Genomic DNA, 12,684 nt, shown 5'->3' with positions numbered 1-12,684 from the left:
ATAGCGTTAACGGGGCTGCCATGCAGCCCATCGCCGGCAAGCCAGCTCCCACAGAGACCGCACAATGCCTGAAATTTGTGCGGTCCCGGCGGCACCGCTTAAGAAGCCGGATGGGGCAGAAACCCAGATCTTCCAGTTCTCGCTGGGACAGACCTTCTGATGCCTGACTCCGTGTAGGAGCAGCCTTGTGCTGCGAAGAGGCCAGCACGGCCGACGGAAATATAGAGGCATGATTGGCCTCTTCGCAGCACAAGGCTGCTCCTACAGAGACCGCACCGAGCTGGCGTTGAGCATTACCCGCTTTTACCCCTTTGACAGTGACCTTGCTTAAGCTGCCCAGGACTCGTACCCCCGCCTAGCAGGACATGCCCATGCCACCCTTCACACCATGCTTCCCCACTTCACTGCGCCCCGACGAAGTCCCGGTCGCGCTACTCGACCTGGTCCAGGAGCGCCTGGCCGGGCAGCTTGGCCCTCGCTTCACCGTGGCACTGGGCGCCGTCGGTACCGGCTTCATCGAGCGCCGGCTGCGCATGGCCACCCAGCTCAAGACGATGCTCGACTCGGCCACGTTCACCAGCATGGGCAGCGACGACCCGCGCCGCCCACTGGTGTGGATCAGCGAGCTGGCCAGCCCCAAGGAAATGATTACAATGCATGCCCCAACCTGAAATATGTTTTTCCCATGAAATCACTGCTTTACGCCGTATCCTTACTGTTTTCCTTCACCCTCCCTGCCCTGGCCAGCCCGCCGGCGACCTTCACCGAGGCCAAGGTGGTGGCCAAGCAGAAGGTGTACATGGACCAGGCCAGCAGTGCCATGGGCGACCTGTACTGCGGTTGCAAATGGGCCTGGGTGGGCAAGTCTGGCGGGCGTATCGATGCCGCCTCGTGCGGCTACCAGACCCGCAAGCAGCAGAACCGCGCCGAACGCACCGAATGGGAACACATCGTGCCGGCCTACACCTTCGGCAACCAGCGCCAGTGCTGGAAGAATGGCGGCCGCGAGCATTGCGTGGATGACGACCCGGTGTTCCGCGCCATGGAGGCCGACCTGTTCAACCTGTACCCGGCAGTGGGCGAGGTAAACGGTGATCGCAGCAATTTCAACTACGGCATGGTTGCTGGCAATGCAGGGCAATACGGGCAGTGCACCACCAAGGTGGACTTCGTGCAGCGTGCTGCCGAACCACGCGACGAAGTGAAAGGCCTGGTCGCCCGTACCACCTTCTACATGTACGACCGTTACAAGCTGAGCATGTCGCGCCAACAGCAGCAGTTGCTGATGGCCTGGGACAAACAACACCCGGTGTCGGCCTGGGAGAAAGAGCGTGACCGGCGCATTGCCGCGATCATGGGGCATGCCAACCCCTTCGTGACCGGGGAACGCAAATGGACCGCCAACTACAAGCCGGTCGGCAGTGGCGTAGTGCAAGCGGTGCCGGCGAAGACTGCCAAGCCAGAGGCCAAGCCGAGCCTGGCCAGTGCCGGGTCGGTGGGGGCGGTGCTTGGCAATCGCAACAGCCATGTCTATCACCTCTCCGTGGGCTGCCCGGGCTATACCCAGGTTACCGCGAAGAACCAGGTCACCTTCGCCACAGAGGGTGAGGCGCAGGCAGCGGGTTATCGCAAGGCGGGCAACTGCCGCTGATCGCCTTCCTAGGGGCCTGCGCGGCCCCCTTGCAATCGAGCGGGCTGCACGGCAGCCCGCAACAATGACCATCCGTCGCCCAGACGGCACCCCACTCCCCGCCCCCAGCCCAACGAATGACAGATCATCCGTAAAGGAGAGGTTCCATGATCCGCATTCGCCCACTCTCACTGTGCCTTGCCCTTACCCTGGCCAGCGTCACTGGCACCAGCTTCGCCGCCACCGACACAGACACCGACAGCCGCCCGCAAACCGACCAGCACGGTGGCAAGACCGCCGGTGAAGACAGCAGCGTAAACAGCCCAGGCAGCAGCAAAACCAATGACAGCAGCGACACCGGCAGCAACAGCGATGCCGCCGACGGCGCCGCTGGTGGCTCGAACAGCACCGGCGAAGCCACCGGCTCCGGCGCCGGGCACACCGGTGGCACCGCCGAGGACCAGGACAGCCATTGAGGCCGGCCTGGGCTACACTGCGCCGGAACGCCCTGCCAAGGATTCACCATGAACCTCAAACCCTGGCTGCTCGCCGCCCTGCTGCCTTGCAGCGCCTTGGCCGTCGCTGGCAGCCAGGGCGCGCTGTCGATCAGCTCATCGTCGTTCACCGATGGCGGCGTGATCGCCTTGCAACAGGTTGGCCCGGACCCAGCCTGTGGTGCCGGCGAAGAGCGCACCCCGCAACTGAGCTGGGACAACCTCCCCGCAGGCACCCAGTCGCTGGCCCTGATCATGTTCGACCCGGACGGCGGCAAGGGCATTGGCGTGGTCCACTGGATCGCCTACAACATAGACCCGGCCCAGGATGGGCTGAAGGAAGGCGTCGCCGGGCTGACCGGGCAAGGCGTGACCGTGGGGCGCAACTCGCGGGGCACGCTCAGCTACCGCGGCCCCTGCCCACCCGCCGGCGACAACCCGCACCACTACGCACTGACGCTGATCGCCACCGACCTGCCATTGGGCACACTGCCCGAAGGCCTGGACCGCAGCGGCCTGCTGCAACTGCTGCAAGGCCACGCGCTGGGGGCGCAGAGCCTGGTCGGGCGCTATGGCCACTGAGCCTGGCCGTACCGGAACAATTAAACACCCCCATAGCATTTATCCATTGAATGGCCCAGTCGAACTGAAGTAAGCTCGGGCTCATTCACTGGAGAGCAACATGCCGAAACACACCCGCAACCACGCCAACCACACCGGTCGCACCCTGCGCCCTGTGCTGGCCGTTGCCGGCTGCGTGGCACCTGCCAGCTATTACTTTGGGTATTGGTTTAGCCACTAGGCGCCGATACCCACACGGCGCCCACCTTCGAGGGGCCGCCGAACATGAGAATACTCAAACCCCCGGTCGGCTCCCCGACCGGGGGTTTTGCTTTTCAGGCCTTTGAACAACACCGATTCACATTGAGGACAGATTCATGAACTACGCCACTTATTACTACGCAAACACCTACGCCTGGCGATTTAGCCAATCCCGTTCGGGCCAGCCTGCCGCCTCCGTTCGGTCTTCCACAGGTGGCAATGCAGCAGCCAATACGAATTCAACGACTTGTCGAACACCTCGATAGGGCCGACGACGCGGGCCAGAACCCGCCGTCCGCCCAGGGAAAAAACGCCATGCACGCTTCCAGCCTCGCCCTGACCCAGCCGCAAGCAGCCAACACCACCGTCAGCCAGCGCCTGCCCAGCCCGCACCTGCTCAAGCAGCAAATGCCGCTGTCCAGCGAACTTACCCAGCAAGTCCATGCCCACCGCCAGGCCATCCGCGACATCCTCGAAGGCCGCGACAAGCGCCTGCTGGTGATCGTTGGCCCGTGCTCGATCCACGACCCGCGCTCGGCCCTGGAATACGCCGACCGCCTGGCAGCCCTCAGCCGCGAAGTCGACGACAAGCTGCTGCTGGTGATGCGCGCCTACGTCGAAAAACCCCGCACCACGGTCGGCTGGAAGGGCCTGGCCTACGACCCGCACCTCGATGGCAGCGACGACATGCACGCCGGCATCGCCCTGTCCCGCGGGCTGATGCTGAACATGATCGAACGCGGCCTGCCGGTTGCCACCGAACTGCTGCAGCCAATGGCCGCCGGCTACTTCGATGACCTTCTGGCCTGGGCCGCGATTGGCGCGCGCACCACCGAGTCGCAGATCCACCGCGAAATGGTCAGTGGCCTGGAGCTGCCGGTCGGCTTCAAGAACGGCACCGACGGCGGCATCGCCATCGCCAGCGACGCCATGCGTAGCGCCGCCCACTCGCACCGCCACTTCGGCATGGATGCGCAGGGCTACCCGGCCATCATCGAGACCTTGGGCAACCCGGACACCCACCTGGTGCTGCGCGGCGGCCACAAGGGCCCGAACTTCGACGCCAACAGCATCGCCAAGGCCCGCCAGGCGCTGGCCAAGGCCGGGTTGCAGGCGCGGATCATGGTCGATTGCAGCCATGCCAACAGCGGCAAGGACCCGGCGCGTCAGCCGGCCGTTTTCAACGATGTGCTGGAGCAGCGCCTGGCCGGCGACCGCTCGATCGTCGGCGTGATGATCGAAGGGCACCTGTTCGACGGCTGCCAGGCGCTGGGCAAGGGCGCGCTGAAATACGGCGTGTCGATCACCGACGGTTGCCTGGGCTGGGCCTCGACCGAAACCCTGTTGCGCGAGGCGGCACAAAAACTCTAGGCAGCGGGACGCAAGCCTGGCGAGACATACCCTGGACAAGTACGCTAGGCTTGCCTTTTTTACCCCAAGGAGCAGTACCCATGGCCCGTGCAACCGCCCGCCACATCCTGGTCAGCAGCATCGATAAATGCAACGAACTGAAAGCCCAGATCGAAGCAGGCGCCGACTTCGCTGAAATCGCCAAAGCCAACTCCACCTGCCCGTCCAGCCGCCAGGGCGGTGACCTGGGCTCGTTCGGCCCGGGCCAGATGGTCAAGGAGTTCGACACCGTGGTGTTCAGCGCCCCGATCAATACCGTGCAAGGCCCGGTGAAGACCCAGTTCGGCTACCACCTGCTGGAAGTGACCAGCCGCCAGGACTAAGTAGCCAGTAGCTGCTCATGCCCCCTGTGGGAGCGGGTTCACCCGCGAAAGCGCCAGATCAGGCAACGACGTTGCGTGAACGGACGCATTCGCGGGTGAACCCGCTCCCACAGGCCCTGTGTTACCTTTTTCTGCTTTGTTTTTCCTTCAATAGCCAGGCTGCACCCACCCACGCGCTGACCGTCTACGGCGAAGCGCCCCGCTACAACGCCAGCTTCCAGCATTTCGACTACGTCAACCCCGACGCCCCCAGAGGCGGCATCCTGCGCCGCTCGGCCATCGAGATCGGCCAGTTCGACCATATCCTGCCGTACATCGACAAAGGCATCGGTGTCAGCGAGGTCGATGGCCTGCTGTACGCGCCACTGGCCGTGCGCTCGTTCGATGAACCCTACACCGTCTACGGCCTGATCGCCCGGCGCATGGAGCGCGGCCCGGAGGATGCCTGGCTGCGGTTCGAGATCGACCCGCGTGCCACCTTCGCCGACGGCAAGCCGGTGCGCGCCGAGGACGTACGCTTTACCTTCGAGCTGCTGATGAGCAAGGGCAGCCTGAGGTATCGCACCCAGTTCGCCGATGTTGCCGCCGTCGTGGTGGAAAGCCCACACAGCGTGCGTTTCGACTTCAAGCCTGACCACGGCCGCACCCTGCCACTGGACCTCGCCAGCCTGCCGGTTCTGCCCGAACACGACTGGCAGCAGCGCGATTTTGCCAACGGCGCCGGCTTCGACAAGCCGGTCGGCAGCGGGCCGTACCGTATCGGGAGCATCGACAACGGCCGCAGCATCACCTTCCAGCGCGACGCCAACTGGTGGGCGCGCGATCTGCCGGTCAGCCGTGGCCGCTACAATTTCGACAAGCTGCGCATCGAGTACTTCGGTGATACCGAAGTGGCGCGGCAGGTGCTCAAAGGCGGCGGCTACGACTACAACCGCGAATTCTCCGCCACCGCCTACACCCTGGGCTACAACGGCGCGCAACTGGACGACGGCCGCCTGCAGCGCGCCCACCTGGGCCCGGCCAAACCGCAGGTGGCCCAAGGCTTCGTGTTCAACCTCGACCGGCCGCAGTTCAAGGACCGTCGCGTGCGCCAGGCGCTGGGCATGCTGTGGGACTACGAGTGGAGCAACCGGCAGATGATGCGCAACATGTACATCCGCCAGCAGAGCGTGTTCTCCAATACCCCGCTGGCCGCCCGCCAACTGCCGGATGCCGGCGAGTTGAAACTGCTCGAACCGTTGCGCGGCAAGGTGCCGGACGAAGTCTTCAGCACCGTGTTCACCGCCCCGGTCACCGATGGTTCGGGGATCATCCGCAAGCAGCAGCTGCAGGCACTGGCGCTGCTCGAACAAGCCGGCTGGCGCCCCGAAGGCGACCGTCTGGTGAACAGCCAGGGCACGCCGCTGGCGTTCACCTTCCTCAACGGCCAGGCAGGCATGGAGCGCCTGCTGCTGCCGTGGAAGCGTAACCTGGCCCAGATTGGCGTGACCCTGGACATCCGCAACGTCGATTCGGCCCAGTACGTCAACCGCCTGATGGCACGTGACTACGACATGATCGTCACTGGCTACCCGGTCACCCTGTCGCCTGGCACCGAGCTGTACAACTATTTCGGTTCGGCGGCGGCCCACGACCCTGGGTCGAACAACCTGATGGTGCTGCAGGACCCTGCCGTGGACCGCCTGATCGACGGCCTGGTGCGCGCCGACACCCAGGCCGACATGCTGTACCACGCCCATGCCCTGGACCGGGTGCTGCAATGGAACTACTACTGGATCCCCAACTACTACCCACCGGGCAGCTCCACTGTCTGGTGGAACCGCTTCGGCCTGCCCAAGGTCCAGGCTGCCTATGACGAAGGCCTGGACACCTGGTGGGAAGTCAGCCCTGCCGCGCTGACCAACGCGCAAATGGCCGAACGCCGGAAATCCTCGCCATGACCACTTACATACTGCGCCGTCTGCTGCTGATCGTCCCGACCCTGCTGGCGATCCTGTTGGTCAACTTCCTGATCGTCCAGGCCGCACCGGGAGGCCCGGTGGAGCAGGCGGTGGCACGCCTGCAAGGTATCGGCGGCGGCGCTCCCGGTGCCCGGGCCGAGGTGGTGCACGGCGAGTCACGTGCTACCCGTGGCCTGGACCCGAAACTGATCGAGGAGATCAAACGCCAGTACGGCTTCGACAAGTCCGCCCCCGAGCGCCTGTGGCTGATGCTGGGCCAGTACGCCCGGCTGGACTTCGGCAACAGCTTCTTCCGCGGCGCCAAGGTCACCGACCTGATCCTCGACAAGTTGCCGGTAACCCTGTCGCTGGGCTTCTGGGCCACGCTGATCACCTACCTGGTGTCGATCCCGCTGGGCATCCGCAAGGCGGTGCGCCATGGCAGCCGCTTCGATGCCTGGAGCAGTGCACTGATCGTGGTCGGCTATGCCCTGCCCTCGTTCCTGTTCGCCCTGTTGCTGATAGTGCTGTTCGCCGGCGGCACCTCGCTCAGCTGGTTCCCGGTGCGCGGCCTGGTCTCGGACAACTTCGACGAGCTCAGCCTGCTGGGCAAGGTCGCCGACTACTTCTGGCACCTGGTGCTGCCGGTCGGCGCCCTGGTGATCGGCGGCTTCGCCACCCTGACGCTGCTGACCAAGAATGCCTTCCTCGACGAGATTTCCCGGCAATACGTGGTTACCGCCCGCGCCAAGGGCCTGAGCGAACGCCGGGTGCTGTATGGCCACGTGCTGCGCAATGCCATGCTGCTGGTGGTGGCCGGCTTGCCGCAGGCGTTGATCACGGTGTTCTTCGCCGGTTCGTTGCTGATCGAGGTGATCTTCTCGCTCGATGGCCTGGGCCGCATGAGTTACGAAGCGGCCGTGTCGCGGGACTACCCGGTGGTGTTCGGCACGCTGTTCATCTTCACCCTGGCGGGCCTGCTGATCCGCCTGATCGGTGACCTGTCGTACACCCTGCTCGACCCGCGTATCGACTTCGACACGAGGGCGCGCTGATGCTTTCACCGATCTCGCGTCGTCGCCTGCAACGCTTTCGCCGCAACCGCCTCGGCTGGGTTTCGCTGTGGCTGTTCGCCGCCCTTCTGCTGCTGAGCCTGTGCGCCGAGCTGGTGGCCAACGACAAACCGCTGCTGCTGGGCTACAAGGGCGACCTCTACGTGCCGGCGCTCAAGCGTTACACCGAGCAGCAGTTCGGCGGCCAGCTGCCGTTCCAGCCAGACTACCGCAGCGCCTATGTACGCCAGTTGATCGAGCAGCAAGGTGGCTGGATGCTGTTCGCCCCCATCCCGTTCAGCGCCGATACCCCCAACTACGACCTGCAGGTGCCCACCCCCAGCCCGCCGAGCGCGAGCAACTGGCTGGGTACCGACGACCAGGGCCGCGACGTGCTGGCCCGGGTGCTGTATGGCACCCGGGTATCCTTGCTGTTCGCTTTCGCCCTGACCGTAGTCAGCGTGCTGATCGGGGTGGCGGCCGGTGCTTTGCAGGGCTACCACGGCGGCTGGGTCGACCTGGTCGGCCAGCGCCTGCTGGAGGTGTGGTCGGGGTTGCCGGTGCTGTACCTGCTGATCATCCTCAGCGGGTTCGTCGAGCCGGACTTCTGGTGGCTGCTGGGGATCATGGCGCTGTTCTCCTGGCTGACGCTGGTCGACGTGGTGCGCGCAGAGTTCCTGCGCGGTCGCAACCTGGAGTACGTCAAGGCCGCCCGAGCGTTGGGGTTGCCAGACAGCCAGGTAATGCTGCGGCACATCCTGCCCAATGCCATGAACGCGACCCTGACCTATGTGCCATTCATGCTGACCGGGGCGATCACCACCCTGACTGCGCTGGATTTTCTCGGTTTCGGCATGCCGGCCGGGAGTGCTTCGCTGGGAGAGCTGGTGACCCAGGGCAAACAGCACCTGGAGGCGCCGTGGCTGGGCTTTACCGCGTTCTTTGCCCTAGCGGTGATCCTGTCGCTGCTGGTGTTTATCGGGGATGCCTTGCGCGAGGCGTTCGACCCCAGGGGATAGGTTTTCAGGTCTGGCCTCTTCGCGGGTAAACCCGCTCCCACAGGGTCACCACAAATCCTGAGGCTGTGGGGTACCTGTGGGAGCGGGTTTACCCGCGAAGAGGCCGGCCCTGCTTTTACAGATTTCAGGATTTCTACCCATGCACGACAGCGACAGCCTCAAGGACTACCCCCAGGTACGGCAACTAGCGATCCGCTCGCTGTTCGAGATCATCGAGCAGTCCAGCGAGGGCACGGTAATCGTCGACCGCCAGGCGCGCATCGTCTGGATGAACGAGCGCTACGCCCGGCGCTTTGGCCTGGCCGACGCCGCCAGTGCCATCGGCCAGCCATGCGAGGCGGTGATCCCGGGCAGCCTGATGCGCGAGGTGGTGAACAATGGCCGGCCAATCCTGCTGGACATGCTCGACACCCCGAACGAGCCGCTGGTGGTAATGCGCCTGCCCATCCACGACGACCAGGGCGCGCTGATCGGCGCCATCGGCTTTGCCCTGTTCGATGAGTTGCGCAGCCTGTCGCCGCTGCTCAAACGCTACTCCAGCATGCAGCAGGAACTGGCCTCGACCCGCTCGCAGTTGCGCGCTCGCCAGGCCAAGTACAGCTTCGCCCAGTTCGTCGGCAGCAGCGCCGCCAGCCTGGAGGCCAAGCGCCGCGCCCGGCGTGGCGCGAGCAGTGATTCGCCGGTGTTGCTGCTGGGCGAAACCGGCACCGGCAAGGAACTGCTGGCCCATGCCATCCATGCGGCGTCGGCGCGGGCGCACAAGGCGTTTGTCAGCATCAACAGTGCGGCGATCCCCGAAACACTGCTGGAAGCCGAATTCTTCGGCACCGCCCCCGGCGCCTTTACCGGCGCCGACCGCAAGGGCCGCACCGGCAAGCTGCAACTGGCCGAAGGCGGCACGCTGTTCCTCGACGAGATCGGCGACATGCCGCTGGCCCTGCAGAGCAAGCTGCTGCGGGTGTTGCAGGAGAAAGAGTACGAGCCGGTAGGCTCGAACCAGATGCTGCGCAGTGATGTGCGCATCATTGCCGCCACTTCCATCGACCTGCAGGCCGCCATCGCCCGCGGGGCATTCCGCGCCGATCTGTATTACCGGCTCAATGTGCTGCCGATCGAGGTGCCACCACTGCGGCAACGGCTGGAGGATCTGCCGGCGCTGTGCGAGGCCATCCTGGGCGAACTGGGCAGCCAGTATGAGCTGGAGGCCGAAGCGCAGCAGCTACTGGCGCGGCATGCATGGCCGGGGAACATTCGCGAGCTGCGCAATGTGCTGGAGCGGGCCACGCTGCTGGCAGATCAGCCGCGGCTGGGGGTGGCGGATCTGCGGGCGGCATTGGGGCCGTTGAGCCCGGTGGCGGGTGAACCTATGCGGCAGACTTACCGTGAGGCCTGTGAGGCATTTGAGCGCGAGCTGATTGTTGGGGCACTGGCCGAACATGGGGGAAATGTGCCGGAAGCTGCGTCGGCGTTAGGACTGGGGCGGTCAACGCTATATAAGAAGATGGTAGCGCTCGGTCTCTGAGTGGAGACTTTTGTTTCCATTTAGAGACTGTCGCGAGGGCTTTGCCCTCGATCGCGACACAAGGCCGCTCCTACAGGAGATCGCGGTGCACATGTAGGAGCGGCCTTGTGTCGCGATGGGCCGCAAAGCGGCCCCAAAATCTCAAGACAGAGACAAAAATTCAGAAGAAAACAAAATAACCATATAAATCAATGAGTTAAAAACTGGCACGATTCCCGCTATCTCCTGCTCACCGATAAAAACAAGACTCACCCAGGAGACCCACCCCGATGACCGTGCTCATCGCCCTCGCCGCTCTGGCCCTGCTGATGCTGGCTGCCTACCGCGGCTACAGCGTAATCCTCTTCGCCCCCATCGCCGCCCTCGGTGCAGTAATGCTCACCGACCCGTCCGCCGTGGCCCCCGCATTCACCGGGGTGTTCATGGAGAAAATGGTCGGTTTCATCAAGCTCTACTTCCCGGTGTTCCTGCTGGGCGCCGTGTTCGGCAAGCTGATCGAGCTGTCCGGTTTCTCGCGCTCGATCGTCGCCGCCGCCATCCGCGTGCTCGGCACCCGCCAGGCGATGCTGGTGATCGTGCTGGTCTGCGCGCTGCTCACCTACGGCGGCGTTTCGCTGTTCGTGGTGGTGTTCGCGGTGTACCCGTTCGCCGCCGAGATGTTCCGCCAGAGCAATATCCCCAAACGCCTGATTCCGGCAACCATCGCCCTGGGCGCGTTCTCGTTCACCATGGATGCCCTGCCCGGCACCCCGCAGATCCAGAACATCATCCCTAGCACCTTCTTCAACACCACCGCCTGGGCCGCGCCATGGCTGGGCCTGATCGGCACGTTGTTCGTGTTCTGCGCCGGCATGGCCTACCTGCAGCGCCAGCGCAACAAGGCCCAGCGCGCCGGTGAAGGCTATGGCAGCGATTTGCGCAACGAACCGGAAACCGCAGCCGACCTGGCGCTGCCCAACCCTTGGCTGGCCCTGTCGCCGCTGCTGCTTGTGGGGGTGATGAACTTGCTGTTCACCCACTGGATCCCGCAGTGGTACGGCCCAAGTCACAGCCTGCAACTGCCCGGCATGAGCGCACCGGTGCAAAGCGATGTGGCCAAGCTCACGGCCATCTGGGCGGTGCAGGCAGCGTTGCTGGTGGGCATCCTGATGGTGCTGGTGTGTGCCTTCGGCGCCATCCGTGCCCGCCTGGCCGAAGGCACCAAAAGCGCCGTGGGCGGCGCCTTGCTGGCGGCCATGAACACCGCCTCGGAATACGGCTTTGGCGCGGTGATCGCCTCGCTGCCGGGCTTCCTGGTATTGGCCGACGCCCTGCGCGGCATCCCCAACCCACTGGTCAACGAAGCGATTACCGTGACCTTGCTGGCCGGCATCACCGGCTCTGCCTCGGGCGGCATGAGCATCGCCCTGGCGGCCATGGGCGACACCTTCATCGCCGCCGCCAATGCCGCCAACATACCGCTCGAAGTACTGCACCGCGTGGCCGCCATGGCCAGCGGTGGCATGGACACCCTGCCGCACAACGGTGCGGTCATCACCCTGCTGGCCGTGACCGGGCTGACCCACCGCGAGGCCTACAAGGACATTTTCGGTATTACCCTGATCAAGACCCTGGCGGTGTTCGTGGTCATCGCCACGTACTACGCCACCGGCATCGTCTAAGGAGCTTTGCATGACCCTCAAAGGCAAGACCGCTCTCGTCACCGGTTCCACCAGCGGCATAGGCTTGGGCATTGCCCAGGTACTGGCTCGCGCAGGCGCCAACATCGTGCTCAACGGCTTCGGCGACCCTGCACCGGCGCTGGCGGAGATCGCCCGGCACGGGGTAAAGGTAGTCCATCACCCGGCCGACCTCTCGGACGTGGCCCAGATCGAAGCGCTGTTCGCCGTGGCCGCGCGCGAGTTCGGCGACGTCGACATCCTGGTCAACAACGCCGGTATCCAGCACGTGGCGCCGGTGGAGCAGTTCCCGCTGGAAAGTTGGGACAAGATCATCGCCCTCAACCTGTCGGCCGTGTTCCACGCTACGCGACTGGCCCTGCCCGGCATGCGCACGCGCAATTGGGGGCGCATCATCAACATCGCTTCCGTGCACGGCCTGGTCGGCTCTACCGGCAAGGCGGCCTATGTGGCGGCCAAGCACGGCGTGGTCGGCCTGACCAAAGTGGTGGGCCTGGAAACCGCCACCAGCAACGTCACCTGCAATGCCATCTGCCCTGGCTGGGTGTTGACCCCGCTGGTGCAGAAGCAGATCGACGATCGTGCTGCCAACGGTGGCGATCCGCTGCAAGCGCAGCACGATCTGCTGGCAGAAAAACAGCCATCGCTGGCCTTCGTCACCCCCGAGCACCTGGGTGAGCTGGTACTATTCTTGTGCAGCGAGGCCGGTAGCCAGGTTCGCGGTGCCGCCTGGAACGTCGATGGTGGCTGGTTGGCCCAGTGACGGGCGGCCTGGGCCTGGCGGCGGTCTTGC

General features: G+C 64.7%; 12 protein-coding genes. All 12 read left to right on the top strand.

The annotated features are described in order from the left end of the window. The first annotated feature begins 371 nt into the window (after nt 1-371). The 12 genes from E5221_RS14010 to hbdH all read left to right on the top strand — a co-directional run bounded on the left by E5221_RS14010 (nt 372) and on the right by hbdH (nt 12,654). Nucleotides 372-671: a hypothetical protein gene (locus E5221_RS14010; RefSeq protein ID WP_247847692.1), complete on the top strand. Its 300-nt coding sequence runs from the start codon at nt 372-374 to the stop codon at nt 669-671. A 14-nt stretch (nt 672-685) separates the two neighbouring features. Continuing rightward, nucleotides 686-1,651 (top strand): endonuclease, encoded by a 966-nt coding sequence (locus E5221_RS14005; protein ID WP_247847691.1) that lies wholly within the window; start codon nt 686-688, stop codon nt 1,649-1,651. A 146-nt stretch (nt 1,652-1,797) separates the two neighbouring features. Next, nucleotides 1,798-2,106 (top strand): hypothetical protein, encoded by a 309-nt coding sequence (locus E5221_RS14000; RefSeq protein ID WP_247847690.1) that lies wholly within the window; start codon nt 1,798-1,800, stop codon nt 2,104-2,106. Nucleotides 2,107-2,154: 48 nt separating this feature from the next. Continuing rightward, the gene (locus E5221_RS13995; RefSeq protein WP_013972562.1) at nt 2,155-2,706 is read left to right on the top strand and encodes a YbhB/YbcL family Raf kinase inhibitor-like protein; all 552 of its coding nucleotides are present in this window, start codon (nt 2,155-2,157) and stop codon (nt 2,704-2,706) included. Nucleotides 2,707-3,261: 555 nt separating this feature from the next. Next, nucleotides 3,262-4,317 carry a 3-deoxy-7-phosphoheptulonate synthase gene (locus E5221_RS13990; RefSeq protein ID WP_123084154.1) on the top strand — a complete coding sequence of 352 codons (1,056 nt, stop codon included), beginning with the start codon at nt 3,262-3,264 and terminating at the stop codon, nt 4,315-4,317. Nucleotides 4,318-4,397: 80 nt separating this feature from the next. Continuing rightward, nucleotides 4,398-4,679 (top strand): peptidylprolyl isomerase, encoded by a 282-nt coding sequence (locus E5221_RS13985; protein ID WP_015270259.1) that lies wholly within the window; start codon nt 4,398-4,400, stop codon nt 4,677-4,679. 11 nt (nt 4,680-4,690) lie between these two features. After that, nucleotides 4,691-6,619 (top strand): extracellular solute-binding protein, encoded by a 1,929-nt coding sequence (locus E5221_RS13980; RefSeq protein WP_247847740.1) that lies wholly within the window; start codon nt 4,691-4,693, stop codon nt 6,617-6,619. Continuing rightward, nucleotides 6,616-7,674: a microcin C ABC transporter permease YejB gene (locus E5221_RS13975; RefSeq protein ID WP_123084157.1), complete on the top strand. Its 1,059-nt coding sequence runs from the start codon at nt 6,616-6,618 to the stop codon at nt 7,672-7,674. The genes E5221_RS13980 and E5221_RS13975 overlap by 4 nt, the downstream gene beginning before the upstream one ends. Next, nucleotides 7,674-8,690, top strand: a complete 1,017-nt coding sequence (locus tag E5221_RS13970; protein ID WP_025339234.1) for an ABC transporter permease — start codon at nt 7,674-7,676, stop codon at nt 8,688-8,690. Before E5221_RS13975 ends, E5221_RS13970 begins: the two co-directional genes overlap by 1 nt. A 139-nt stretch (nt 8,691-8,829) precedes the next feature. After that, nucleotides 8,830-10,212: a sigma 54-interacting transcriptional regulator gene (locus E5221_RS13965; protein WP_024087102.1), complete on the top strand. Its 1,383-nt coding sequence runs from the start codon at nt 8,830-8,832 to the stop codon at nt 10,210-10,212. Between the two features lie 269 nt (nt 10,213-10,481). Beyond that, nucleotides 10,482-11,873 carry a GntP family permease gene (locus tag E5221_RS13960; RefSeq protein WP_123084159.1) on the top strand — a complete coding sequence of 464 codons (1,392 nt, stop codon included), beginning with the start codon at nt 10,482-10,484 and terminating at the stop codon, nt 11,871-11,873. Between the two features lie 10 nt (nt 11,874-11,883). After that, a complete protein-coding gene (gene hbdH, locus E5221_RS13955) occupies nt 11,884-12,654 on the top strand; it encodes a 3-hydroxybutyrate dehydrogenase (RefSeq protein WP_023660865.1) in 771 nt (256 codons plus the stop codon). Nucleotides 12,655-12,684: the final 30 nt, after the last annotated feature.

The organism is Pseudomonas sp. A2 (assembly GCF_023100865.1).
GTDB classification, from domain to species: Bacteria; Pseudomonadota; Gammaproteobacteria; order Pseudomonadales; family Pseudomonadaceae; genus Aquipseudomonas; species Aquipseudomonas asiatica.
This window is presented reverse-complemented; position numbering and strand designations above follow the sequence as displayed.